Here is a 25,875-nt window from a genome sequence, read left to right as displayed (position 1 = left end):
GCTATGATATTGAGTAATTGCATACGAATGAATCCCTAGGGGCGCCGTGAGGCTGAGACAGTGTAGACTGAACCCTTTGAACCTGATCTGGTTTATGCCAGCGGAGGAAAGTGGAACGAGCTTTGGAGCCGATTTAATATCTGTTTATGATGAGGCAGCCTACAACCACTTTCCGGAGGAAAGTGGTTTTTTTATATTTAACGGCGATGTCAGGATGGTTTGCTTGCTTATGAGCACAAGTGATATTTGGTGGAGAGGAGTGGGCTGTAGGTGTCGGAGAAAGAGCTGCATGTCGTATCCAATGGGAAGATTACATGGTCAGAGATAGCGAAGATTGCGGCACAGATTCATCCGTATGTCACAGCAATTCATATTCGTGAGAAAACGAAGTCCTTGGACGAAGTGTTTATCGGTGTACAGTACTTGTTGGAGCAAGGGATTCCAGCTAAAAGTCTGTACATCAATGGTTTCCCTTCTATTGCGCTAGCCTTACAGACAGGGGGGCTTCAGCTTCCAGGCACGACGCCATCGCTTGTTATTCAAGATGAATTGTGTCGAGGGATACAGCGCATCGGAGTCTCTGTGCATCAGGCAGATGAGGCGAAATGGCGTGAAAAAGAAGGAGCCGACTATGTCATGTTCGGCCATATTTTTGCGACAAACTCGAAGCAGGGAGTGCCGCCAAGAGGTTTGGAGCCATTACGACATTTAGTTAATCACGTTAATATTCCGGTGATTGCGATTGGCGGAATGACGCCTGCGAGAGTAAGGTCTGTTCTGGATACAGGAGCAGCTGGCATCGCAGTCATGAGCGGAATATGGGAAGCGGCGGATCCTCTCGGAGCCGTTCAAGCCTATCACGATGAGCTTAGGCAGATAGAGGTGAGTTAATGTCAGCAACAACTAGATCAGATGTCATCATCGTTGGCGGTGGTGTTATTGGTGCATCCATCGCCTATTACTTGGCCAAAAGAGGCCAGACCGTCACGCTGCTGGAGCGCAGCCAGCTGGGCACAGAAGCCTCGGCTGCGGCAGCAGGCATGCTCGGCGCGCAGTCCGAGATGGAGGACACCGGCGCCCTGTTCCAATGGGCGCGCAAGAGCCGTGCTATGTTCCCCGAGCTAAGCGGGGAACTTCGAGAACTCACGGGCATCGACATCGGTCTCGTCCGTGAGGGGCTGCTGAACGTCGCGCTCAGCGACGTTCAAGAGCTAGAGCTGCGCGCGCGGGAGAAGCTCCAACACGCGGCGGGCGAGAAGGCCCAGTGGCTCAGCGCTGCTGAAGCCACGGCCATAGAGCCCGCGCTGAGCGGAGCAACGCGCGGAGCCCTCTACCTGCCCGAGGATGGGCAGGTAGATGCTCCGCTGCTTGCGGCGGCATTCGCGCAGGCGGCTGGGGTGCTTGGGGCGAACGTGCAACCGTTCGCCCAGGTGCAAGGGCTGCTGACCGCGCAGGAGCGCGTCATCGGCGTGCTGACGGCCGCCGGTCCGCTCTACAGCGACCACGTCGTCGTCGCCGCAGGCACGTGGAGCGGTCAGCTGCTTGGGAGCATCGGCATAGAGTTGCCGATGTATCCCGTGAAGGGCGAGTGCTTCTCCGTTAGGACGCCGAAGCCTGTCTTGAAGAAAACCCTGTTCACGCCAGGGTGCTATATCGTTCCGAAAGCCGGCGGACGGCTGGTAGTCGGCGCGACCGTCGTGCCGAACAGCTATGACCGCAAGGTGTCGCTCTCGGGCATAGCCGAGCTGATGGAACGCGCGAGGGGGCTGATGCCCGCACTCGGCGACGCAGAGTGGGAGAAGGCTTGGTCGGGGCTGCGCCCGCAGACTGCCGACGGACTGCCTTACATCGGCAAAGTGCCGACGGTGGAAGGCTTGTATACAGCGTGCGGGCATTACCGCAACGGGATCCTGCTAAGTCCGATCACCGGGAAGGTGATGGCGGATTGGATTGTAGGCGGAGATGGCGTAGGCCAACAAGGGATACAAGCGTTAGCCCCTTGGTTGGAGGCCTTCAGCCCAGATTTTTCGCCAGATACTACGCGAGTGAGTCATCAGGTTGAGGACGTATTTTCAGCCACAGGGAAGGAATTGATTAGATTTGAAACTACACATTAATGGTCAACAAGTAGACGTGCCCGATACGATTCGGACCGTTGTGGAGCTGCTCGCTCACTTCGATTTAAGTGACAAAATGCTCGTGGTGGAGCATAACGCAGCCATTTTACATAAAGAGGATCACGCTGGAGCCGAGCTTGCAGAAGGTCACAAAATTGAGATCGTTCATTTCGTTGGAGGAGGATAAACACATGTTAAAAATCGGTCCATATGAGTTTCGTTCACGTTTACTGCTAGGTACGGGGAAGTTCCCTGATTTTCAGATTCAAAAACAAGCGGTGGATATCAGTGAGTCCCAAATTTTGACGTTTGCAGTACGGCGGATGAATATTTTTGAGGCGAGTCAGCCGAATTTCTTGTCGATGCTGGATACAGCGAATTTCACGCTGCTTCCGAATACCGCTGGTGCCAAGACGGCCGAAGAAGCCGTTCGCATCGCGCGACTAGCGAAGGCATCAGGCCTATGCGACATGATCAAAGTCGAGGTCATCGGCGATGAAATGACACTGCTGCCCGATCCAGTTGAAACGCTGAAAGCTTCAGAAATGCTGCTGGAGGAAGGTTTTATCGTGCTTCCGTATACATCGGATGATGTATTGCTGGCTAAACGTCTGCAAGCACTCGGTGTACATGCGATTATGCCTGGCGCATCACCGATCGGGACGGGGCAGGGGATCATTAATCCGCTGAACTTGAGCTTCATCATCGAGCAGGCGACAGTTCCCGTGATCGTGGATGCAGGGATTGGTGCACCTTCGGATGCGGCGTTGGCGATGGAAATGGGAGCAGACGGTGTGCTTTTGAACACGGCAGTATCTGGTGCGAAGGATCCTGTCAAAATGGCATACGCCATGAAGCTCGCGATCGAAGCGGGACGCGCTGGTTTTGAGGCGGGGCGTATTCCGAAGAAGCGCTACGCGTCGGCGAGCAGTCCGATGGATGGGTTGAGCCGGGTGTAGGTTGGCTTTGGCTAACGGGCACAGAATACGTTATTTGGTTTATATATAATGTTTTGAAACACTAACGGACACAGAGGTCGCTATATAGTAGAATTTCCCGATTACTTGGAGAATTCGGCTGTATAACGGCTGTCGTGTCCGTTAGATTATGGAGATAGTTATGCGAATATCGATAGTGTCTGTCTTGACCGTTAGGTCATATAATTCCGAAGGTTAGTGCGAGAGGGGGAGAACCATGGCGATTTACAAAGCATTGACGATTGCCGGCTCCGACAGTGGCGGTGGAGCTGGCATTCAGGCGGATTTAAAGACATTTCAAGAACTCGGCGTGTACGGCATGTCCGTGATTACGGCAGTAACCGCACAGAATACGCTGGGGGTGCAAGGGGTCTACCCGATGAGCGCGGAAGCGATCGAGCGCCAACTGGCGTCCATTGGGGAAGATTTGCGACCTGATGCCTTGAAGACGGGGATGCTTTTCAGCGGAGAGATTATTCGCATTGTGGCGGCGGCGATTAATCAATATGGCTGGAAGCAAATTGTTGTAGACCCGGTGATGATAGCCAAGGGCGGGGCTTCACTTTTGCAGCAAGAGGCGATTGACGCGATGATTCAGGAGTTGCTGCCGCTAGCTGATGTAGTAACACCGAATATCCCTGAAGCAGAGGCGCTTAGCGGGATGCGGATTACGGACGGGGACTCCCGGCAGAAGGCAGCGATACGAATTCATGCATACGGCTGCAAGCACGTGATGATCAAAGGCGGCCATGAAGCGAATACTGAGCAGGCGACGGACCTCCTGTATGATGGAGCTTCTTTTACCGAGTTTACTTCGAAAAGATTGGTTACCCCGCATACGCATGGAACAGGCTGTACTTTTGCGGCCGCTTTGACGTCGGGATTGGCGCAGGGACTTACAACGAAGGCGTCCCTGCAGCTGGCAAAAAGCTTCATCCAGGCTGCGATTTCGGAGCCTTTACATATCGGAAGCGGGCATGGTCCGACGAATCATTGGGCGTATCAGCAGGGTGTTCGTGCTGTTGATATCAAAGATGTTGCCACGCGAGGTGTGCTATGAACTTGAATGAGGTGCAGCTGCGCGAGGCGCTGCGGTTGTATTTGGTGATGGGCAGCCCTAACTGTGCAGGGGCTGACCCGTATGAAGTGCTGGAAGCCGCCATCGACGGCGGCATCACGATGTTTCAGCTGCGCGAGAAGGGCCCCGGCGCCCTGCAGGGGCCGGAGCTGCTCGCGCTAGGCGCACGGCTGCGCCGCCTTTGCGCGCAGCGCGGGATCCCGTTCATCGTGAACGATGATGAACGGCTGGCTCTAGAGCTTGAGGCCGATGGGATCCACATCGGCCAAGAGGATGCTCCGGCCGCTGCCGTGCGGAAGCGGCTGCCTAATATGATCGTGGGCGTATCGGCCCACGATCTGGGCGAAGCCCAGTCGGCGCTGGCCGAAGGCGCCGACTATCTCGGCGTAGGCCCCCAGTACGCCACGCGCACGAAGCTCGATGCGCGTGAGGTCCAGGGGCCTGCCGCTATTGTGCGGATGCGCGCAGGCGGCATCCAGCTGCCGCTCGTGGGCATCGGGGGCATCGATGCCACGAATGCAGGCGCCGTCATCCGCGCTGGGGCGGACGGCGTGGCGGTGGTTAGCGCCATCGCGGGTGCGCGCTCACCGCGTGAAGCTGCCGAGGCGTTACGCAAGCTGCTCTGCAAGTAGCTACTTACCACCCCTCATTCCACGCTCAGAGTAACGAATGACAAAAATCATTATTTGTTCGTTGAAATTGTGTGGTTTTGAGTATCTGATATCATTATTTGTTCGTTGAAATTACTAGACTTAAACAATTGATAGATGAATACGCCAAAGTTTCTGCCGGAACTATACCATCCTCACTTTCGCGTACTAGGATAACGAATAACAGATGAACTGGCTAGTTCAGCCCGGCTTTTCACTTTCTTAGAGACGTTTCTACCTTTATTGGTGACAGAAACGTCCCTTTTTGCTACCATAGTAGAAAGCTTAATTTCGGTAATCCTTTAAAGCGGTGAAATGTCGCATGGAAAAAGGTCTCGTACTGAATCATTAGGTAGTTAAACCGCAATTGACATAGATTCTGTTTAGCATTATGATACGGTTAAAAAGATTTGACCGTCGTTTAATTAATCTTGATAAGAGATTAAAAGTTGACCAGGAAGTGCATGTCGGAGGGCTTTTTCGAGTTTAATACACTCGTTCTAGTAGATGGCATCTACGTTAAACTTGGTACTAGAGAGGGAGGTCGGATCCACGATGAAACTGCAACCTGTTTATATCATTGAAGAACTCGAACAACTCAAAACAATTAGTGATCCACTCCGCGCTAGAGTACTGCTTTATCTCATAGAGAAGGCTTATACCGGCCAGCAGTTGGCTAAACTGTTAGGGATGGCGCGCGCAAAGGTGCATTATCATTTGAATGAGCTTGAGCGTCATAATTTAATTTTTGTTGTTCGTACGGAGCTTAAGAATGGTATTGTACAAAAATTCTATCGTGCTGTAGCACGTGGTTTTGTGCCTGGCGAGAACTTGCTCCCATATGTTTCGGAAGTAGAAAATTATTACCGAGAACGTACTTTGAGCGTACTTGGACATGCTAGAAACAGAGCAATTCATGCGCCAGAAGAGGCGTTTCAAATTCCGTCCCCCGACAGATCCCAATGGCCTATTCTTATGACGCAGGTTGAAGTGCAGATGAGTAGAGCGAAATTTACCGAATGGTTGAGGAAATTCCGCGCTTTAATCTATGAGCTGGACGCTGAGCAAGAAGAGAATGGGGACTGGTTCTATTTGACGACGGTCGGCTTTCAGACGCATGAGAGGGGATTTGACCCCGTCGAACCCGCCACCGAAGAGGAGAGATAACACATGTTGGATCCTAGATTAACTAAGCTTGCTGATGTATTGGTGAATTACTCCGTGAAAGCGAAAGCTGGAGAAAATATTTTAATTGAAGCGTACGGCATTGATTCTGCGCTGGTGAAAGAAATCGTGAAAAAGGTTCACGCTGCTGGCGCGCATCCTTTCGTAAACTTGCGTGATCATGCGGTGATTCGCGAGCTCGTTATGAACGGTACTGAAGCTCAAATGCAAACGTGGGCGGATGCTGATGCGTTCCAAATGAAACAAATGCAAGGTTACATAGGTGTACGCGGCGGCGCAAATATTTATGAACTGTCGGATATTCCGGCTGATCGAATGAAGTTGTACAATTCCGTGTACTATCAACAGGTTCATTTTGATGTCCGTATTAAAGATACAAGATGGGTTGTTCTTCGCTACCCAACGTCGTCCATGGCGCAGCTGGCTAGTATGAGCACAGAAGCGTTCGAGGATTTCTACTTCAATGTATGTACGATGGATTATGGCAAAATGTCCAAAGCGATGGATCCGTTGAAAGAGCTTATGGATCGCACAGACAAAGTGCGTTTGGTTGGTCCTGGCACGGATTTGACGTTCTCGATCAAAGGCATCGGCGGCGTGAAATGCGATGGAGAGCTGAACATTCCAGATGGCGAAGTGTACTCCGCTCCAGTGCGTGATTCCGTTAACGGTATCATTTCGTACAACACGCCTTCACCGCATGATGGCTTTATTTTTGAGAACGTTGTGCTTCATTTCGAAAATGGTAAAATCGTTAAAGCGACAGCGAATGACACGGATCGCATCAACGAAATTTTCGATATGGACGAAGGTGCACGCTACGTTGGTGAGTTCGCTATTGGCGTGAATCCTTATATCAAGCATCCGATGAAGGATATTCTGTTCGATGAGAAAATCGACGGCAGCTTCCACTTCACACCAGGGAATTGTTATGATGATGCCTACAATGGCAATAAATCCTCGTTGCACTGGGACATGGTCAACATTCAACGTCCTGAGTACGGCGGCGGTGAAATTTGGTTTGACGATGTGTTGATCCGTAAGGACGGCCTGTTCGTATTGCCAGAGCTTCTCGTATTGAATCCGGAGAACCTGAAATAGGTTGCCCGTTTTATGAAAAAAGGTTGTCCATCGTCGTTATAGACGTGGGCAACCTCTTTTTTGTTGCAAACAAGCTTTATGACATTGTGACTTTCAACTGCTGGACGAGCTTCTTTGGCGCAGTTCGCGCATACCCTTCCACGATCAAGTCCTGAATCTCTGTCCATGGCACGAGTTCAACGTTCAAAATGCTAACCCAGCCATGACGGCCAATATAAGGCGTTTTGTGATAAGCTGTGCCGTCCTGACCTAAGAGGAACTCCTGCGTAGTAAGGTTCGTTTTGAGTGATGTTGAGATTTGGCCATCGGTCTCGCCCATAAAAATAAAAGGTTTGTCTTTGACACGAAAGGTGGTGTGGCCAAAGCCATCTACCTTTTCTTCTACTTCTGGCAGCGTAGTGCAATACTCACGGATTCGGGCAAGAAGGGCTAGTCCTTGAGTGGATTGAATTTGATCGTGTGACAGATGGAATCAACTCCTACGGATGGATTTGAATGTTCAAAGGGGATTGCGATTTTCCAAGGTGAGCTTCGGCCTTTTAAACTCGTCGCTGCTGCGATTGGTACTGCCGCGGCGGCAGTCCGACAGCCTTTTTAAACGTGCGAATAAAGTTTGAATAGTCATTGAAGCCTGCGAGCTGGCAAGTGTCGGTGACTGTGGAGCCCTCGCGCAGCAAATGCTTCGCCTTGGCAATACGCTTGAACAGGATATGCTCGTGAATCGTGCTGCCTGTATGTTTTTTGAACAGACGGCATAAGTACGATCGGTTCATGTAGACGACCTGCTCCAATACCTCGAGGGAGAGGTCTTGATCTAGATTTTCGTCAATGTAAGTGAATAGGGAGGAGAGCTTGTCTGGCATCATGACTTGCTCTTCTTGTTTGCCTTGATTCTGAAAGATCCGATTAATAAAAACGAGCAGTTCAATGAAGGTCGAAACGTACAGGATCTCTGATCCTGGAAGTGCTTGAGGACGCCGATACATTTCCATGCGCTCATAGAGCTTCATGATGTCGTCGATTTGCGGCGGCGTCAGTCTCATCCGATTTTGCTCACCAAAAACGCGGTTATCAAAGCAGTCCAACAGGTTGAACTGTGGAGAATTGAATTGCTGCAACAGAGCGGGATTGAAATGAATAACGACGTTCTCGTAACGCTGTTTTTTCGATTGAAAATTAGGCCGATGAAGCTCATTGCTATGCATAATCAGCAGGTCGCCATACTGCAGGGGATATACTTGCTTTTCGATAAAATAATGAACGTCACCTGTAAGGAAGAAGTAGATTTCATATTGATCCTGGTGCTGGTGGAAATCCAGCGGGATTGGATTATGGGTGACCGCATGTCGAAAACTGATCATCCGATTGAGATTGTTATATATTTCCTGCATGTGAAGATCTCCTCTATATGAGCCCTAGTCAATATAAGCAAACTTTTGCCCAATTAATGCAATGAATACGTTTTTATTATACTGCAAAATATAGGAGAGTTAAACATTCAACCTGATCTGCTTATACTTAAGGAGGATTATATATGAAATTATCCGTATTTACTGTCGCAACACCAGATTTAACACCTGAAGAGCTTGCTAAAGCGGCCGCTGCTGCTGGTATTACTGGCATTGAGTGGCGCTTCAAAGATATCCCTGCGGACGCAGTGGGAGAGACTCCATCCTTCTGGAGAAACAATCTGTGCTCCATCGATCCATCGGCTTCGGATGCAGAACTAGACCGCTTCAAGCAAGCGGCGCTTAATGAAAACCTAGTGAATCTGAGCATTACACCGTATTTGAATAACTGTGATGTAGCAGAAACGGAGCATGTCTTCAAAGCAGCTCAAAAAATAGGCGTTCCGTTCATTCGTGTAGGCGTGCCTGGTTACGATAAAAGCAAAAACTACAACGATTTGTTCGCCAAAGCGGTGGACTACCTTCACCATTGCCAAGAGCTTTCGCAGCAGTATGGCGTGAAAGGCTTGATTGAAATCCATCACCAAACGATTTCGACCAGCGCAAGCTTGGCGCACCGACTCGTTTCTGGCTTCAACCCCGACCACATTGGTGTGCTTCACGATGCAGGTAACATGGTGCATGAGGGCTTCGAGAACCACCGTATGGGCCTTGAATTGCTCGGACCTTACCTTGCGCACGTGCATGTTAAGAATGCCGCATGGACGCTTACAGGCGAGGAACAAGACGGCATTAAGCTTTGGAAAAGCGAATGGGCACCGATTGATGCGGGTATCGTGAACTGGAAGCAAGTACTTGGCGATTTGAAAGCAGTCGGCTACGACGGCTACCTCGGAATCGAAGATTTCAGCGGTCAATTTGGTTCACAAGAGATGCTGAATAACTTCTCAGCGAAAGTGAAGCAATGGTTGGCATAATTGTATAAGAGAAAAAACCTTCAAAATCACTGTAAGTGGGATTGAAGGTTTTTTTTGTTTGGTTATTTGGTGGCAAAAATGCAAAAGAGCATCCTTTTCAGGGGAATGAACTTGAACGTTTTAAATAAGTGCAAAAAAGCATCCTTTTGGATCGGAAAGGTCTTGAAAGGGCTGAAATCGTAGAAATTGATGCCTTTTCGCATCAATTTCAGCCGAAATCGTTGATTTATTAGAAAAAAGATGCACTTTTGCACTTCTCAGCCAAGGTGGTGCATGTAAGCTGGTGGTTGCAATAAGGTGGAGCTGCTAACTGAATAGATAGCTTATCTATCTCTATTTACCTTCCGTATGCAGCTTCACAATCGCACGAATCGCAGCATCAATCTCCCGCTCGATAGCGCCAGAAACGACATCCGTATGCGGATTGTATACTTCCCGCAGATCGGCATCGGCATAGCCATCCAAGGCGACGATGGCTCCAGCACGCACACCACGAAGGGAAGCGATGACATAGAGGGCGGCAATTTCCATCTCGACCGCTAATGCGCCAGCTTGCTTGTATTTACGATGAGGGAATTCCTCGACGCCTTGGAAGAAAGCGTCCAAGGTCACGGTAATTCCTTGCTTCACGAGTCCGTCGGTTTCAGAAGCGGCTTCGTACAGCGCGCGGGTAACCGTGTGATCAGCAACCGCAGGGAAGCCATGTGGCACCAACTGGCGAGTTAAGCCTTCTTCGCGTACCGCTGCGGTGCTTACAACGAGACTCCCAGGTGGCACATCGGCGGAATAAGATCCAGCAGTGCCGACGCGAATTAGCGTCGTGACGCCACCTTTGATGAGCTCCTCGAAGCAAACTGCCGCTCCTGGCGACCCGACACCATGACTGACAACAGTGATAGGAACGCCTTCCTTTTCGCCAACGAAGGTCCGGTATTCCCGGCTGAAGGAAAGCTCGCGTGCGTTGTCCAGCTTGCGCGAAATAGCTTCTGCTCTGAACGGGTCGCCGCACACGATGGCATAAGGAGTTAAGTCTTCCGAATTGACTTGTAAGATAGGTAAAAGCAACTTAATCGAACTCCTTTCTGACCCACTCGTCTTCTGGGATGGGAATAGCCTCACCTGAGAAGCGCTGCTCTTGGAACGGATCGGCGACGTTATGGAAGCCATTGCGCTCCCAGAAGCCTTCGCGGTCTTCCGCCATAAACTCGATGCCGCGAATCCATTTGGCGCTTTTCCAAAAGTAGAGATGAGGGACGACGAGACGAAGCGGCCAGCCATGCTTAAGCGTGAGTGGTTTGCCATCGAAGGTCATAGCCAATAAGATATCGTCACCCATCAGATCAGCGAGCGGCACATTCGTTTCATAGTCATTGTCCGCATGAATCATGACATATTTGCCTTCTGGTTTAACATCGATTAGTTGAAGGAAATCTCTGAAGCGCACGCCTTCCCATACCGTATCCAGCTTGGACCAACGGGTTACACAGTGAATATCACACTGGATTTGCGTGCGAGGCAGGGCCAGTATGTCGTCGTAGCTGAATGTTTTCTCTTCGGCTACTTGTCCGAAAACGCGCAGTGACCACTCCGCCATATCATAGTTCGGTACTTCGCCCTCATGCAAAATGGGGAAGCGTTCCGTAACCGCCTGGCCTGGCGGAATTCGACCAGCAAGCTCTAGTGGAACTTCTACAGCGGGAATTTGCATGCGCTTGATGCGTTCCGCTTTGGTGTCTTTATGCATCTGCCATCCTCCTAAGCTTATGCGTATCTCTTTTATCGCGAACTGCCATTCGCTTTCTGGGCATCCGCCAAGTAATTGCTTTTACGGAAGAACAGCATCGCAAGCAATGTCACGATATAAGGCAGCATTTGTGTGAAATGGGTTGGTAATGAGAAGCCTTGAAGTCGGATACTGAACGCATCCATTAAACCAAACAGCAAGCTGGAAGCCATGACGCCAATCGGATTGGCCTGTCCCAGCATGGTTGCAACGAGTGCGATGAAGCCGCGGCCTGCGGTCATGCCTTCGGTGAACATGGTCACTTGGCCCAGTGAAAGCTGTGCGCCAGCTAGTCCGCAAAGGACACCACAGATGAGAACAGCCAAGTACTGCATCCGATTGACCTTAATACCGATACTTTTCGCGGCAACCGGGTTTTCCCCGACAGCGATCATACGGAAGCCGATTACTGATTTGAATAGTAAATACTGAAGTGCGAATACAAGCACAAAAGCTAGATAAACAAGAGGGGAATGTCCGGAAATGATCCCGCCAATAACAGGGATATCTTGAATGAAGGGGATGTCCCACTTCGGAAGTCCGATCATATTTTTATCATAGTAAGCGCCTTTGACATTAAAAATGGCTTTCAAACAAAAAGCGGTTAATCCTAAGGCTAAGAAGTTGAATGAAATACCGACGACGATGACATTCGCTTGCAAATGGATACTCATATAAGCAAATATCAGTGAAAACAGCATGGTTACGGCAATGGCTATGATCACGGCAAGGAATACGTTGCCTGTGTAGTAGTTGCCAACTATTGCCGAGAAGGCGCCGACCAAGACGAACCCTTCCAAGCCGACATTAAACAATCCGACCCGCGAACAGATCGCCCCGCCGAGTGCTGCAAGAAGAATGGGAGCGACCATGCGAAGCATGGAGTTAAATAAAGACACATCAAGAAGATGCTCCATCGCTCTTGCCTCCTTTCCGACGTTTCCATAGGGTAAAGCTGAATTTAGCAGTTACAAAAAGAATGAGCAATGATTGAATAACACTGGATATCTGCAGTGGAATGTCTGTATTCCGTTCAACACCCATGCCTCCGGTCTGCAAGGCAGCAAGGAGAAGAGAGGCGATGGCTGTACCTAAGGGGTGAGCTCCCGAAAGCAGAGTCGCCATGATGCCTGACCAAGCGTAGCCTGGATTCGATATCATGCCATCCGTATAGCGATACTGCATGCCGAGCACCTCGATGGCTCCAGCAAGTCCAGCGAAGCCGCCGCTGGCGAACATACTCGTTAGCATGACTTTTCGTCTATTTACTCCGCCGTAGGCTGCAAATAGCGGGTTATAGCCCAGCATCCGAATTTCATAACCAGCAACGGTATATTTAATGAACAAGAACAGGAGAATGGCTAATCCAATCGCTATGATGAAGCCAGGATGAACGCTCATACCTTGAAACAACTTGGGAAGCCATACGCTCTTATCAATCATCATCGTTTGGGCGAGCGCTGCTGAACCTGATTTGTCTTTGAGCGGATAGGCAACTAAATATCCTGCGAATAAAGCCGCAATATAATTAAGCAACAACGTTGTAATGATCAAATTCATTCGGAATTTAGCGTCAAGCCAGCCTGCGAACGCTGACCATATGCCGCCTGCTAGAATGCCGCCAAGGATGGCAGCCAGCAATTTAAATAGCGGAGGTCCGGGCAGATACAGAGCAACCATGGCGCTGGATAAAGCGCCAAGAATCATTTGGCCTTCCGAACCCATGTTGAAAAATCCAGCACGAAAGGCGATGGAAACGCCTAACCCAACAAGAATGAGTGGCGTGGCGCGTGTTAACGTATTCGTGAAATAGAAGAAGTTGCCGAAGGCACCTTTCCACATCTCGGTGTATGTTTCAACGACGGACCCGCCAATCAGCGTAATGGCAATCGCCCCACCGAGTAAACCAATAATAACGGCTAGCAGCGGTTGAATCCAAGCGCTTAGATTGAGTCGACTTTTAAGCATCTGAATTTCCTCCTGCCATCCATAAGCTAATTTGCTCTTCTGTTGCTTCTTCTGCGGATAATTCGCCGACAATTCGTCCTTCATACATGACAACGATCCGATCGGACAGCTTGAGAATCTCTGTTAATTCGGAGGAGACTAAAAGAATAGCTCCCTGTTCATCTCTTTTGCGGAGGAGTTCTTCATGAATCAATTCCATGGCCCCAATATCGACACCGCGAGTAGGCTCGGCTGCAATGAGGAAAGGTTGTTTCTGCGCAATCTCTCTGGCTACAATAAGCTTCTGCAAATTACCGCCGGAGAGGAACTTCACTTTGGTATCTTGAGAGCCAGCTTTAATCTGAAATTGCTGGATGAAGCCGCTCACCATGTGACGGAGCCCCGAGCCTTGCAAAAAGCCTGAGCGACTTTTGGTTTTATGATGGCCCATCGTGCCATTTTCTAACACAGTGCCTTCTTTGGCAGCACCCCATTGATAGCGATCCTCAGGTACATGGGAAAGCCCAATTTCTCTGATTTCGCGAACGGAGCGCCCTCGAACAGGTTTACCTAATAATTGAATTTCTCCCTGATCAATCGGTTGGAGGCCGGAAATCGCTTGAATCAATTCCGATTGGCCGTTTCCTGAAATACCAGCAATACCAACGATTTCCCCGGCTTTTACTTGCAAATTAACTCGATCGAGCACAGGCTTTCCTTTTTCGCCAAGAATGGAAATGTCTTGAACCTGGAGAACAGTTTGACCTGTCGTCAACGCTCGTTTCTTCAGCTGCTTCAAATCTCGTCCAACCATTAACTTGGATAGTTCCTCAATGTTCGTAGCACTAGCGTCAACGGTTCCCGTCACCTTCCCGTCCCGAAGCACGGTAACCCGATCGGCAACCTCCATCACTTCATGCAGCTTGTGCGTGATGATGATGAAGCTCTTGCCCTGATTGGCCAGGCTTCTCATAATGACGAGCAGCTCCTTGGCCTCCAGCGGCGTAAGTACCCCAGTGGGCTCGTCCAGAATGATAATGTCGGCCCCTTGGTACAACACCTTCAAGATCTCAACGCGCTGCTGCAGACCTAGCGGGCAGTCTGCTACCTTCTTGCGCGCATCAATCGGTAAGCGATATTTCGCACAAAGCTCTTCAACCTGTGAGATCGCTTTTTTACGGTCAAAGGCAAGACCAGCTTTGGGTTCGTTGCCAATCACGATATTTTCAGCCACGGTAAACGAAGGGAATAGCATGAAATGCTGATGCACCATACCGATTCCATGACGAATAGCGTCCGTGGGATTGGTAAAAACAACTTCTTTGCCATTCAGAAGAATGCTGCCAGCCGTAGGCTGCTCCATGCCGTACAAGATGCGCATTAGGGTTGTTTTGCCAGCGCCATTTTCCCCGACTAATGCATGAATTTCACCTTGACGCAGCGAGAAATCAACGCCCAAATTAGCTGTTAAATTGCCATATGTTTTTGTTATTTGACGCATTTGAAGCAGCATAACGGTTTTTCGCTCCTCTACCTAGACATGAGGAAACTGTTTACGTCGCCGTAAACAGTCTCCAGGTCAAACCTATGTGATTATTATACTGACGATTATTTTACTGGATTTTCTACTTTCACTTTACCAGAAACGATATCATCACGTATAGCTTTTACCTTCGTAATAACATCTTGTCCAACAAAAGGACTTAGTGCAGACTTCGTTTCTCTTGTAACAAATGTAAGACCAACGCCATCTTCTTTCAAACCGTAGTCAACAGCACCGAATTTGAACGTGCCATTTACGAAATCTTTCACGGTTTGATAAGCAACAGCATCTGTTCCTTTCAATTGGGAAAGCACGATATGTTGTGGATCTGTTACTGTACGGTCAATATCTTGGCCGGAAGTAAAGAAGCCTTTTTCTTTCGCTGCTTCAAATACACCAAGATCGCCTACAGCCGATGCGCCTGCAATGAAGTCTGCGCCTTGCGAGAATTGTGTTAACGCCAATTCTTTGGCTTTAGCTGGATCTGTGAAGCTTCCTACATAGTTAACGATGAATTTCGCATTTGGATTTGTTGATTTCAAACCTTCTTGGAATCCAACGGTATATTTCTTGATAAGTGGGATATCTACGGCTGCAACCATACCTACTACATTTTTCTTCGTAGATAGGCCAGCTGCTGCTCCAAGAAGGTAAGCTGCTTCATGCTCACGGAAGACAACACTGCGAACATTCGGAAGATCAACAACTGTGTCAATAATCGCGAAGGATTTCTTCGGATTCTCAGTTGCTACTTTTTTAAGTGCATCTTCAGCTGTGAAGGAACTTGTAATAATCAGATCATAGTTATCAGCGACTGCAGCGCGCAAGTTTTGCTCAATAGCGCTCGCATCTGCGGATTCTACGGTTTTGACGGTAACACCAAATTCTTTACTAGCTTTCTTTACACCCTCATCCATTTGTGTGAAGAAGGGGTTTACACCGATTTTTTCAGGCGTAATAAGAATAATCTTTTTATCTGATTTGGCTGCTGGCGCACCCGATGCTGCAGGTGATGCTGTGTCTGTCTTTGCTGCCCCACAGCCTGTTAGTAAGACAGTTGCGGCAAGAACTGAAAATATCGCTTTTTTCATGTTGTTTCTCTCCTCTATATCTATTATGTATATTGAATGAACCGATGACTTCTTTATATCCTACTAAAAAAGTCGGATATAGTCAAAGGGGTTATTTTCCAATTCGACAAAATTAAACATTTTTCTACAAAGTTAAATTACAACGGTTATTATACTAAATTGCACGATCACAATCCATAAGAATTACTTGGCAACTGTGAACAAAGGGAAAACCTTCAAAACCGCGAGGTTGCGGTCATGAAGGTTTTTTGTGAATTCATGAATGTGGTTGTTTTTCGGCTGTGCGATTACGCATTCGAAGCGTCATCCACGCACTCCAGCCATATATCGCGGCACTCACATAAAATAAGACATCAATCGTTAGCCAATCAATGATATACCCGCCGATAAGTACAGCAAATCCGGAGGATACCGATGTCCAGAAATGGTAATTGCTAAGCGTACCGCCACGTTGTCCATGCGCTGTTCCATCCGCGAGCAGCCCCCGCTCGCTCATTTTCTGCATGGCGTTGCACACCCCCATGAAAGCTTGAATGAGTAAGACGAAGCCGTACGAAGGAATCCAAGGGAAGACGAGCATCGCTGCCATCATGCCGAGCGAACTTCCTGCCATTAGCTTCACTGAGGCATGGTCTACGAGCTTTCCCAACCAGAGAGCCGAAGCCGCAGAGCTGATGGTAAATACGGCAAAAGCGAGGCCATATGCGGAATACGTACTGCCGAGATTTTTCAAAAACAACAAATAATACGGATAAATCATCCCTGCCGCCAATGTCGCTAAGCTTTGGGATCTGATGAGCAGTCGAACATTCATCCTAATGCCCCCTATAATCGTCATAGAATTGGTTCATAAAAACATGTTGTGGGTCCCATGTGTCTTTGGCCTGGAAGAAGGCTTCCGCCTTTGGATAAATCGTCTGGAACTGATCGACCGAAGGGAAGGGAGCGTAGGGCAAATAATACGAGCCGCCCAAGGGAATTAATTGATCGATGATCCGCTGAATGCCTTTAGTCATACGAGCTTGCGCCGCTTCACTTAGCGGGGTATTGAACAGACAAACAAGAGCAAACATGTCACTTTTTGCATACGAAAGCGTCGCTTCTTCATCCTGATTAACGTAGCGAACCGTAATATTTAATAGGTTTAACTGTTCCTCTTGCAGGATGGGTTTCATCTGGTTAACAAACGCTGCAAAATGTTCCACGGGTATGAAATATTCCTGGAGGAGATCATTTTTGGTAGCCGAGCTATAGTCCATAAAGTCAGATTCAGATCGCATCGCATTGTTACGCGTTAGAATCGTACTCCGGTCAGTGAGGAAATACCGCTGCAAGTCCCAAAATGCATTCTTCGTCCAATCGAAAGATCGATTGAGTCCAAACAGAAGCTTCAATGGCAAAACATAGCTGTCTTTCAGTTTTAACTTATTGTAATCGATGAGGGGGAGATCAGGCCGTGACATGTAATTCGTAGCATACATTTCCGATAAGAAGGTGTCCGGTGCGACAGAAATACGTGCGAGATGCATGTGGATGTCTGTATTCTTTTTAACATGGTTAAGGAAATAATCCCAATAAGTGTCAGTCGTCATTGTGTCACTTGTCATCTCGTACACTTCGTCATCTGTTAGCGACAATGTCACATCCAAGATGACTCCGAACAAACCATATCCGCCTAGTGCCAGCGGGAATAGGTCCGCATTTTCCGAGCGTGAAACATTTCGTATATCGCCGTCAGCCCCCAATAGTCGGAAGGATTCGACCGAACGGATGAGTGAGCCATTTCGAATGTCACGTCCATGTGCATTGACCGAAATCGAGCCTCCGATGGTGAAAATATTTTGTGATTGCATGGTTTTCACGGCAAGTCCGTACGGATTGATATACTTTTGCACATCCGCCCATGTAGCTCCAGCTTGAACGGTAATCGTCTTGGCCTTCTCGTCGAAGGCAAGAATCTTATTAAATGGGGTCATATCCAGCACAATACTGTCCTTGTAGTACGTATGTCCGCCTTGGCTGTGCCGCTTGCCAGCAATTGAAATCTGGAGCCCTTTTGCGCGAGCATCCGTAACAATCTCTTGAAGCTGCTTGATTTCCTTGCTTGGGATGACCCGTTCGATCTTCACTGGCCGAAGCTTACTGTAATCCGATCGCAAGAAAGGATCCTCTCCAGCAACGGAAGTTCTTACATACTGCCACAGGCATAACGCGATTAAGAGTAGTAGAATACCAATCTTCTTCATGTGCGTATCTCCCAACTTGTTGGATTTAACAACGTTTGCGGGGCTTGACGCCATCGAGATAAATAACCTAAATTATTCCTATAGTGTAAGTTCACACCTTTTCATATGTCAATTGAAATGAAGTGATTTTTAGTATTAAATCTATTCCTTGGTGTTTTATATGGAGCATTTATTATTTATATGATTATGAACTTTACTTCTATTGATTAAAGTAAATTCCCACGAAATACCCAACGCTCTCGCTAAGTTGATATCGACCGATATATTTGTGTAAGATGGAGGGAAAGATCCGTCTGCAAGAATTGGGAATGGAATTAGGCGTATGAAGGAGGCGAGCCATGGCGCGTTCAAAACCGCTTTGGTTGCTAATTAGTTGGTTCGTTGTTGCCATTCTCGGGTTATTGATACTGAAATGGACAGGTGTATGGAAGCATGTGGATCTGAACTGGGTCACGAGATGGCTGCGTGATTTGGGCCCACTAGGCGGAATACTGTATATCCTTGCGTATACACTCAGACCGTTAGTCTTGTTTCCGGCAACACCATTGACCCTTTACGGGGGGTATGTATTTGGTGCATTTTGGGGGACGATTTACGATATTATCGGGGCAGGTGCAGGCGCACTACTGTCTTTCTACATTACACGCAAGTGGGGCCGCGGCAGCTTCCAGCGCATTTTACGAAGTCCTAAGCTGTTATCTTTCGATCAAAAGGCAGAGGAAAAGGGCTTCATGGTCGTGCTCTATATGCGGCTCATGCCTTTCTTTCCTTTCGATGGGATCAGTTACGGCGCAGGATTATCGAAAATTCGCTTCTGGGACTATACATGGGCAACATTCATCGGGATCATACCTGGAGCTATTGTGTATAACGTATTTGGCGCGTCCTTAAATGATATTTGGTCGTGGAAGTTCCTTGGAGCAGTTGGGATGTATGTAGTTTTTGCTGTGGTTCCGCTGTTGATAAAGAAAAGGAAGGAACGCAGGTTGCGCCAAACAGCATAAGATTTTTATTGAACAATTCATCGTGGGAGGTAAGGGGAAAATGAAGGGGAACGTAGTGGATAGGTATAGAATATGGCGCATAGGTGGAGCGGGTGTTCTGCTCCTTATCTTTCTTGTGCTGTCGCAGAGCATTTCGTCGAAATGGCTCGAAGCTTTCGATCATCATGTAGGCGGTTACATACAGGGTCAGAGAGGTGATCTATGGACGCCTATTGCCAAGGTATTCACCTTCATGGGGAGCGGATCGACGGAATTTATTCTCTTTTTTCTGGTTGCGGGGCTGTTGATTTTCAAATTCAAACATAAGTGGGAGACACTTGTCATGTTCTTAGGTGTGCTTGGCGCTTGGGGGCTTAATACAGCACTGAAAAAGCTATTTGAGCGCGAACGCCCGTCCGCAGAGGGTTGGCTTGTCGAGGTAGACGGGTTCAGCTTCCCAAGCGGTCACGCGATGGTATCTATTCTATTCTATGGGCTGCTTGCTTATTTAATATGGTTAAATGTACGACAATCGTGGCGAGCGGCTTGGGTGATACCTGTGTTAACTGTTGTCATTGTCTTCAGCATTGGACTCAGCCGTATTTACCTTGGTGTTCATTATCCAAGTGATGTGCTGGCGGGCTACACGGCTGGCGGTGCTGGTCTTATGGGTTGTATGCATCTGGTTCGGTATATTGGGAGTAGAAAAACGAGGACAATTGACAGCAAGCTAAGTTATCAAGGAAAAGGAAGTCATAACGTTTCCTAGTAAACTACCAATTTTGGTGTGTGAATAGGGGGAGATCGCTTTGAAAAGGAAAGATGACCTTCTTAGAGAATATCCATAGTGAATTGGAATGAATGCCAAGGTGACGTTGTACTAGATGCTGCATGTGGCTTGGGTCATCCATTTAAGTACTACCTAGCAGACAAATGTAAACAAGTGTACGCTTGCGACATGGATGAACGCATTTTAGATACTAACGAAATCATCAAAGAGCTGGAATATTACATTGGGAAAGAGAATATAGATCAAATTAACCTTTCCACTTTAAGTATGCCAAATATCGCTATTTCTGACATTTCAAATTTGCCATATGAAGACGCCATGTTCGATGTCGCATTCTGTATTTCTGTCATGGAACATATCGAGGATATTGAGGTGCAGTTTCGTGCCCTGAAAGAGTTTAAGCGCGTTTTGAAAGACCAAGGAAAATTGATTATTACCGTTGATTATCCTGATGTAAATATTGAAACTTTTTTAAGTTTGATTGCGGATGCGGGGTTACAGTTGGCTGGAGATCATAACTTTACCAAGCCTGATAATGCCATTACTTCTGATTATTATGGTAGCGACTTATGGTGCATTCGATTTGTTCTTGAAAAAAATAACCGTATTATATGACTACCACGTTAAAACTCGCCCAACAGGACAACGCCACTTCGGTTTGTCCTTTTTTCTTTTGTGAGCTGGGCGTTGTATAATTATCATCATCACCCTGCAGAAGACTCAGAAAGAAGGGATGACTATGCTGAAGTTAAGTATTCTTGATCAGTCACCAGTATCATCCGGATTTACCCATAGTGAGGCATTACAACAAACCATTACACTCGCGCAGCTCGCTGACCGTCTCGGTTACACCCGATTCTGGGTGTCGGAGCACCATAACTCAGCTGGGCTTGCCGGTTCCTCGCCAGAGGTTTTATTATCCACGCTGGCTGCTCGCACAAGCCGAATTCGGCTTGGCTCCGGCGGCGTGCTGCTGCCTCATTACAGCGCCTACAAGGTCGCTGAGAATTTCCGCATGCTCGAGGCGCTCTATCCGGGGCGCATCGACCTTGGGATCGGGCGTGCGCCAGGCGGCACGCCGCATACAGCCAAAGCGCTGCGTGGCGTCAGCGCTGATCTGTTCGAGGGACTGGAGCGGTTCCCTGCGCAAGTCAAGGATCTGCTGCGGTTCCTCACCGACTCGGTGGAATCCGGGCATGTGTTCGAGGGCATCCGCGCCACCCCATTGGTGGCCTCGATGCCTCAGGTGTGGCTGCTCGGCTCCACTGGGCAGAGCGGGGTGTATGCGTCGCAGGCAGGCGCAGCCTTCTGCTTTGCGCACTTCATCAACGGAGCGGGGGGGCAGCATGCGGTGCGCAGCTACCGCAGCTCGTTCCAGCCGTCCGCATTGAATGTCGTGCCGCAGGCGACAGTGTGTATTTATGTGCTGTGCGCCGAAACGTCAGCGGAGGCGGAGGAGCTCGCGACCTCGATCGATTTGCGCATTCTGCAAATGGAAAAAGGCGAGTTCACCGGAGTGAAATCGCCGAAGGAAGCTGCGGAATATGACTATTCCGATTGGGATCAAACTCGCGTGAGAGACAATCGCTCGCGGATGATCGTGGGCAATCCGAACGAAGTCAGGGAACAAATCCTGCGACTCGCCGAAAGCTATGGTGTTGACGAAGTGATGATCGTCGCAGGCGGCCATCAGGTGGAAACGAGACAGCGGACTGTGGAGTTGTTGGCGGAAGCTTTTGAATTGTGCCACAAGCACAGTTACGTGATCTAGTAGAGCGATCGCTTAGCGCGTGCGCTTCGGTCGTTTATCGATTTCTTGCGTGACAATAAACGCAAGCTCTTCATTGCCAAAGAGGGAAAGCACGCCAAGCAATGTGTCGTCCGGCACCTCGCCGGCTTCCTCTTTCGGCACCGTTAATTCTAGTGCTTTCTCCAGCCCTTCATTATTCGGCTGGTCTGGGTAGGCGCTATGATAAAGTGCTGCTGGGTCTAGACCATGGTTAATACACCACTGTGCAAAAACCAGTATCATCATATGCTCTTCACGTTTGTAATTTTCGATCATTTGCTCTTCTAATTGCTTATTGTTCATAGGGTAACAGATCTCTCCTTATACAACCTCTTTGCAACACGCTTACTATCTAGGCCAACTTCTATCGACCTACAAGTGGATGGGTTCATTATAGCGAAAGATTAGGTGTATTCACAATGATTATTAAGAATGAGAAAATTAAAGCTTCTGAAGTTCAGCTTACTGGACTGCAAGGCGAGGATCTGGGCGTAATGTCTACGAAAGAAGCGCTTACTCTGGCGAAAAAGTTAAAAGTTGACCTCGTCTGCACCTCGCTTATGAGCAGCCCCCCACCTTGCAAGCTGATCGGTGCAGGCGCAGCCAAACAAGAGGCCTTGCAGGAAAAACAGCAGGCACGGAAGCAAGAGCAGGGCCCGAAGGTCAAAGAACTTCGCTTGACGGCGAACATCGAAGATCACGATCTTGAGACGAAGCGCCAGCAGGCAGAGCGTATACTGAAAGGCGGAGACGCTGTAATGCTGGTCGTTAAGATCTCCGGCAAGGAAGGCACGAAAGCGAAGGAACTGCTGGAGGGGCTAGTGAAGGAGCTCGCCTCCCACGGCAAAAAGCATACAGGCATCCAGCTGAGCGGCAAGCAAGCTGCGGTTCAGTTGGATCCTTTGTAAGCGGCTGTTGGAGTAGAATCGAAGGACCATCAGGATGAAGTATCCTTGATGGTCCTTTTTGCGATTCATACCCAGTGAGCTTTGCGATACTCGGAGGGTGTTAGATTCATTTTGGCAGAGAATACGCGGCTTAAATAAAATCCGTTGCTGTATCCGCATTGCAGGGCGATGTCCTCGATGGTGTCCTCTGTATGCGTAAGCAAACGGCAGGCCTTCTGTAGCTTGAGATGGCTGACGTAGTCGGATGGATTTAGCCCAAAAGAGAGTTTAAACCTGCGGGAAAACTGAACAGGGCTTAAACCAATCGTGTGAGCAAGTTCTTGCACATGGGCAAGTTGATGGTAGTTTTCCTCGATGATGGCAACTGCTTGCATCATTAAGGGGTCGTGGGAAGCCGTAGGATAGGTATGCATCGTCTGCCTTTGCTCCGTTATATATAGTCGAAGGATGTCATGAAGGAGATGATTTCTCCAACGTTCAGCTTCATGTTGAGGTGTTAACAAAGAAGAACGAAGCAGGGTGAGGGAAGAAAAAAAACGTTTCGTATCTCGGAATGTTAATTTTACTTCGGGCGGAGCATGTTGGGCAGGTAAGGTTCGTCCGTCTGCATCGACCCACTGAAATACGAAGAAATGGAATGTAATCGGATACGCTGTTACCCGACCAAAGGGGACCTGAGGTGGGCATAAGACGACATCGCCGGTTCCTGCCTCTCCTCGTATTCCTCCTATTTGATAAGTGAAGCTTCCCTGCTCAACTGCAAAGGCTGACCACTCTTCGTGCAGATCAACAGGAAGCTCAAATTGCTTCTTTTGTGAAAAGAAGTGATAACGTATAATCCGAGGCTCGTAATTCCAGGCGTCTAAATTCACTTCCATTAGTTTTCTCCTTGAAAGAAAGTATATAAAAAACGATAGCACAGTGCATGTGAAATGAAAAGAGAATCCACTATGATGATCATAGCAATTACTTTGGGAGGCTGCGAGCCAATGAAGAAAATAGTTGAGTCCTATGATGTCGTCGTATGTGGAGGCGGGTTGGCTGGCGTATGTGCGGCAGTAGCTGCCGCAAGGAATGGAGCACTCACTTGTATCGTGCAGGATAGGCCTGTATTTGGAGGGAACAGCTCCTCTGAAATTCGTGTTTTTCCACAAGGTGCTGCGAACTTCCACGCTTATGCCAGAGAGACAGGCATCATTTCCGAGCTGCTTATCGAAGAACGTGCCCTGAATCATGAACCCAATCAGGAGAATGGGCGAACGAATAGTGTCTGGGATATGCTCTTATATGATAAGATTTGCAGCACACCTAATTTGTCATTCCACTTGAACACTTCGACCAAAGCTGTTCATATGGGAGAGGATAGAAAGATTCAATTCCTTACAGCGGTGACAGCCAATGCCGAAGTGGAAATTGAGTTACATGCAGGTCTTTTTATTGACTGTACCGGGGATGGGCTGTTGGCCGAGCTGACGGGCTGTGAATGGCGAATGGGGACAGAAGGCCGTGAACAATACGGTGAGCCGCATGCTCCTATGCAGTCCAGTACCGATGTGATGGGTAGCTCGATCCATTTTCGCGCAAAGGATGTGGGTAGACCCATTTCGTATCAAGCACCTAGCTGGGCGTATCCTTATGATGATCCTGATGTATTCTACAAGGGCGGTCGTGTTCCCCATGATCCAGAAGGTGGATACTGGTGGATTGAGCTTAGTGTGCCTTGGCATACGATTACAGAAAATGAAACGATTCGGCATGAGCTGACGAGGCATGTTTTGGGAATTTGGGATTTTATTAAGAATAAGGATCCTAATCTGATAGAAAAAGCACAAAATTATGCACTCGATTGGATAGGGCAAGTACCCGGTAAAAGGGAAAGTCGCCGTATTATGGGGCAATATGTGCTCACAGAGCTGGATATTGTGAATCAAACTGTGTTTGAAGATGAGATTGCTTACGGTGGTTGGTATATTGATTTGCATAAAGCCGGGGGACTTCTTGCTGAATATAGTGAACAGGCGGCGGCTGAGGGACACGAGTCCGATTATATGAAAAAAAGTTATATTGCCCCTTATGGGATACCTCTGAGATGCTTAATCGCTAAGGATGCGTCTAATTTGATGATGGCAGGTCGCAATATTAGTGTCACTCATGTGGCCCTAGGCAGCACTAGAGTTATGGGGACAACAGCGTTGCTTGGACAGGCTGCGGGAACTGCGGCTGCATTTGCGCTAAAAAGTGGTGAAAGCATAGGCACGCTATCTTCGACTACGTTGACTAAATTGAAGCAGCAGCTTTTAAAGCAGGATTGCTTTCTACTTCATACGGCGAATGAGGATCCTGCTGATTTAACTAGGCAAGCAAAACTAACGGCTAGTAGTGAACTCAAACTGCAGCGTGTGGAGCCATCTAGTATAGATGTCAGGGATGGGGACTATAGAAGAGAACGTTTAACCGAAATGCGAGGACAGTGGATTGGGCTCACTACGCAAAAGGTGGACGCTCTTTATATGTGCTTAAGTAATCTAACAGAAAGTGATCAATGGGTGGATGCGGCGGTTGTTCCTGTTCGTCATATATGGGACTATTCGGTAAATGTGTCTGCAAAGCTTGCAAGCACGAGACTGTTAGTTCCCCCGGGAGAGCGCCAGTGGATTCGTTGGGACTTAGATTTACATTTCCCCGACGAGGTAGCGCCAAGTCGATATATTCGACTGGAGCTTGGACCAAGCGAGCATATTTGCTGGCATGAGGCGGCCGACATTGTACCTGGCCTGCCCGCTGCTTATGACATGGGCACCGGACTCATGCGCCGGTATGGGAATGGAGAGACGCTTTCGTTTGCGATCGAACCGGAGCAATTGATTTACCCAGTGCAGCATATCGCGAGCGGTGTCACGCGTCCCTACCAGCATACGAATCATTGGCGCTCTTCGAACGACATACGTGAGCAGCCTCAATGGCTAGAACTAACGTGGAATACGGAGCAAACCATCTCGCAGGTACAGCTTACCTTCTCCGGCAATCTTCTGCGGGATTACCGCTTCACCTCTCCGCTATATCAAGATCCGCAATGCGTTCGTGATTATGAGATTAGCGTTTGGCTGGATAGTGCATGGGTGGTTGTAGAGAAAGTAGTGAACAACTATCAGAGACAGCGAAATCATGTGTTTACCCAATCAATCCAGTCGAATAAGCTGCGTCTAACGGTTTATGCAACGAATGGAGATCCTGCTGTATCCGTCTATGAAGTAAGAGTATATAGGTGATAGTCGTAGAGAATGGCCAAGAACCTCCAAAC

The 25,875-nt window shown here is 48.5% G+C and carries 27 protein-coding genes and 1 riboswitch; of the genes, 15 read left to right on the top strand and 12 right to left on the bottom strand.

Features of this window, described 5'->3' with window-relative positions; translation table 11 throughout:
- Nucleotides 1-27: 27 nt before the first annotated feature.
- Nucleotides 28-126, top strand: a riboswitch (TPP riboswitch).
- A 144-nt stretch (nt 127-270) separates the two neighbouring features.
- From AC58QO_RS17660 to AC58QO_RS17625, 8 genes are all read left to right on the top strand, one after another.
- Complete coding sequence (locus AC58QO_RS17660) at nt 271-891, top strand: thiamine phosphate synthase (protein WP_497267768.1); 621 nt, start codon at nt 271-273, stop codon at nt 889-891.
- The gene (gene thiO, locus AC58QO_RS17655; RefSeq protein WP_497267766.1) at nt 891-2,117 is read left to right on the top strand and encodes a glycine oxidase ThiO; all 1,227 of its coding nucleotides are present in this window, start codon (nt 891-893) and stop codon (nt 2,115-2,117) included. The genes AC58QO_RS17660 and thiO overlap by 1 nt, the downstream gene beginning before the upstream one ends.
- A complete protein-coding gene (gene thiS, locus AC58QO_RS17650; protein ID WP_056608183.1) occupies nt 2,101-2,304 on the top strand; it encodes a sulfur carrier protein ThiS in 204 nt (67 codons plus the stop codon). The genes thiO and thiS overlap by 17 nt, the downstream gene beginning before the upstream one ends.
- 4 nt (nt 2,305-2,308) lie before the next feature.
- Nucleotides 2,309-3,076, top strand: coding sequence for a thiazole synthase (locus tag AC58QO_RS17645; RefSeq protein WP_497267764.1), 768 nt, complete (start codon nt 2,309-2,311; stop codon nt 3,074-3,076).
- A 235-nt stretch (nt 3,077-3,311) separates the two neighbouring features.
- A complete protein-coding gene (gene thiD, locus AC58QO_RS17640; RefSeq protein ID WP_497267762.1) occupies nt 3,312-4,154 on the top strand; it encodes a bifunctional hydroxymethylpyrimidine kinase/phosphomethylpyrimidine kinase in 843 nt (280 codons plus the stop codon).
- The gene (gene thiE / locus AC58QO_RS17635) at nt 4,151-4,804 is read left to right on the top strand and encodes a thiamine phosphate synthase (protein ID WP_497267760.1); all 654 of its coding nucleotides are present in this window, start codon (nt 4,151-4,153) and stop codon (nt 4,802-4,804) included. The genes thiD and thiE overlap by 4 nt, the downstream gene beginning before the upstream one ends.
- A gap of 573 nt (nt 4,805-5,377) precedes the next feature.
- The gene (locus AC58QO_RS17630) at nt 5,378-5,989 is read left to right on the top strand and encodes an ArsR/SmtB family transcription factor (protein ID WP_497267758.1); all 612 of its coding nucleotides are present in this window, start codon (nt 5,378-5,380) and stop codon (nt 5,987-5,989) included.
- A gap of 3 nt (nt 5,990-5,992) precedes the next feature.
- Nucleotides 5,993-7,108, top strand: a complete 1,116-nt coding sequence (locus AC58QO_RS17625; RefSeq protein WP_497267756.1) for an aminopeptidase — start codon at nt 5,993-5,995, stop codon at nt 7,106-7,108.
- A gap of 76 nt (nt 7,109-7,184) precedes the next feature.
- On the opposite strand, the gene AC58QO_RS17620 is transcribed toward AC58QO_RS17625, so the two are convergent.
- Both AC58QO_RS17620 and AC58QO_RS17615 read right to left on the bottom strand, forming a co-directional pair.
- Nucleotides 7,185-7,502 carry an MmcQ/YjbR family DNA-binding protein gene (locus tag AC58QO_RS17620; protein WP_497268148.1) on the bottom strand — a complete coding sequence of 106 codons (318 nt, stop codon included), beginning with the start codon at nt 7,500-7,502 and terminating at the stop codon, nt 7,185-7,187.
- A gap of 145 nt (nt 7,503-7,647) precedes the next feature.
- The gene (locus AC58QO_RS17615; RefSeq protein WP_497267755.1) at nt 7,648-8,499 is read right to left on the bottom strand and encodes an AraC family transcriptional regulator; all 852 of its coding nucleotides are present in this window, start codon (nt 8,497-8,499) and stop codon (nt 7,648-7,650) included.
- 143 nt (nt 8,500-8,642) lie between these two features.
- Here AC58QO_RS17615 and AC58QO_RS17610 point away from each other — a divergent pair, with 143 nt between their 5' ends.
- Complete coding sequence (locus AC58QO_RS17610; RefSeq protein WP_497267753.1) at nt 8,643-9,494, top strand: sugar phosphate isomerase/epimerase family protein; 852 nt, start codon at nt 8,643-8,645, stop codon at nt 9,492-9,494.
- Nucleotides 9,495-9,827: 333 nt separating this feature from the next.
- Here the strand turns inward: AC58QO_RS17610 and AC58QO_RS17605 are convergent, their stop codons facing one another.
- The 8 genes from AC58QO_RS17605 to AC58QO_RS17570 form a co-directional block, all read right to left on the bottom strand.
- Nucleotides 9,828-10,559 (bottom strand): nucleoside phosphorylase, encoded by a 732-nt coding sequence (locus AC58QO_RS17605; RefSeq protein ID WP_497267751.1) that lies wholly within the window; start codon nt 10,557-10,559, stop codon nt 9,828-9,830.
- A gap of 1 nt (nt 10,560) precedes the next feature.
- The gene (locus AC58QO_RS17600) at nt 10,561-11,238 is read right to left on the bottom strand and encodes a sulfite oxidase-like oxidoreductase (protein ID WP_497267749.1); all 678 of its coding nucleotides are present in this window, start codon (nt 11,236-11,238) and stop codon (nt 10,561-10,563) included.
- A gap of 32 nt (nt 11,239-11,270) precedes the next feature.
- Complete coding sequence (locus AC58QO_RS17595) at nt 11,271-12,194, bottom strand: ABC transporter permease (protein WP_497267747.1); 924 nt, start codon at nt 12,192-12,194, stop codon at nt 11,271-11,273.
- Nucleotides 12,178-13,245, bottom strand: coding sequence for an ABC transporter permease (locus tag AC58QO_RS17590; protein ID WP_497267745.1), 1,068 nt, complete (start codon nt 13,243-13,245; stop codon nt 12,178-12,180). The genes AC58QO_RS17595 and AC58QO_RS17590 overlap by 17 nt, the downstream gene beginning before the upstream one ends.
- The gene (locus AC58QO_RS17585) at nt 13,238-14,737 is read right to left on the bottom strand and encodes an ABC transporter ATP-binding protein (RefSeq protein ID WP_497267743.1); all 1,500 of its coding nucleotides are present in this window, start codon (nt 14,735-14,737) and stop codon (nt 13,238-13,240) included. Before AC58QO_RS17585 ends, AC58QO_RS17590 begins: the two co-directional genes overlap by 8 nt.
- A gap of 95 nt (nt 14,738-14,832) precedes the next feature.
- Entirely contained in the window at nt 14,833-15,858 is a 1,026-nt protein-coding gene (locus AC58QO_RS17580) for a BMP family lipoprotein (protein WP_497267741.1), read from the bottom strand.
- Nucleotides 15,859-16,114: 256 nt separating this feature from the next.
- Nucleotides 16,115-16,672 (bottom strand): MFS transporter, encoded by a 558-nt coding sequence (locus AC58QO_RS17575; RefSeq protein ID WP_497267739.1) that lies wholly within the window; start codon nt 16,670-16,672, stop codon nt 16,115-16,117.
- A gap of 1 nt (nt 16,673) precedes the next feature.
- Nucleotides 16,674-18,104 carry an FAD-binding oxidoreductase gene (locus AC58QO_RS17570; protein ID WP_497267737.1) on the bottom strand — a complete coding sequence of 477 codons (1,431 nt, stop codon included), beginning with the start codon at nt 18,102-18,104 and terminating at the stop codon, nt 16,674-16,676.
- Between the two features lie 338 nt (nt 18,105-18,442).
- Between AC58QO_RS17570 and AC58QO_RS17565 the strand changes: the two genes are divergently transcribed.
- From AC58QO_RS17565 to AC58QO_RS17550, 4 genes are all read left to right on the top strand, one after another.
- Nucleotides 18,443-19,108, top strand: a complete 666-nt coding sequence (locus AC58QO_RS17565) for a TVP38/TMEM64 family protein (RefSeq protein WP_497267735.1) — start codon at nt 18,443-18,445, stop codon at nt 19,106-19,108.
- A 40-nt stretch (nt 19,109-19,148) separates the two neighbouring features.
- A complete protein-coding gene (locus AC58QO_RS17560) occupies nt 19,149-19,856 on the top strand; it encodes a phosphatase PAP2 family protein (protein ID WP_497267733.1) in 708 nt (235 codons plus the stop codon).
- A 78-nt stretch (nt 19,857-19,934) separates the two neighbouring features.
- The gene (locus AC58QO_RS17555; RefSeq protein ID WP_497267731.1) at nt 19,935-20,492 is read left to right on the top strand and encodes a class I SAM-dependent methyltransferase; all 558 of its coding nucleotides are present in this window, start codon (nt 19,935-19,937) and stop codon (nt 20,490-20,492) included.
- A 124-nt stretch (nt 20,493-20,616) separates the two neighbouring features.
- A complete protein-coding gene (locus AC58QO_RS17550; RefSeq protein ID WP_497267729.1) occupies nt 20,617-21,648 on the top strand; it encodes an LLM class flavin-dependent oxidoreductase in 1,032 nt (343 codons plus the stop codon).
- 12 nt (nt 21,649-21,660) lie between these two features.
- Here the strand turns inward: AC58QO_RS17550 and yxiS are convergent, their stop codons facing one another.
- A complete protein-coding gene (yxiS, locus tag AC58QO_RS17545) occupies nt 21,661-21,969 on the bottom strand; it encodes a protein YxiS (RefSeq protein ID WP_497267727.1) in 309 nt (102 codons plus the stop codon).
- 119 nt (nt 21,970-22,088) lie between these two features.
- Between yxiS and infC the strand changes: the two genes are divergently transcribed.
- Nucleotides 22,089-22,574, top strand: a complete 486-nt coding sequence (gene infC / locus AC58QO_RS17540; RefSeq protein ID WP_497268146.1) for a translation initiation factor IF-3 — start codon at nt 22,089-22,091, stop codon at nt 22,572-22,574.
- A gap of 65 nt (nt 22,575-22,639) precedes the next feature.
- Here infC and AC58QO_RS17535 read toward each other — a convergent pair whose 3' ends face one another.
- Nucleotides 22,640-23,452 (bottom strand): helix-turn-helix domain-containing protein, encoded by an 813-nt coding sequence (locus tag AC58QO_RS17535; protein WP_497267725.1) that lies wholly within the window; start codon nt 23,450-23,452, stop codon nt 22,640-22,642.
- Between the two features lie 111 nt (nt 23,453-23,563).
- Between AC58QO_RS17535 and AC58QO_RS17530 the strand changes: the two genes are divergently transcribed.
- Complete coding sequence (locus AC58QO_RS17530) at nt 23,564-25,843, top strand: FAD-dependent oxidoreductase (protein WP_497267723.1); 2,280 nt, start codon at nt 23,564-23,566, stop codon at nt 25,841-25,843.
- The last annotated feature ends 32 nt before the right edge of the window (nt 25,844-25,875 follow it).

This window comes from Paenibacillus sp. J31R30 (assembly GCF_059692115.1).
Note: the sequence above shows the minus strand (reverse complement) of the source record. Positions and strands in the feature narration are given on the sequence as shown.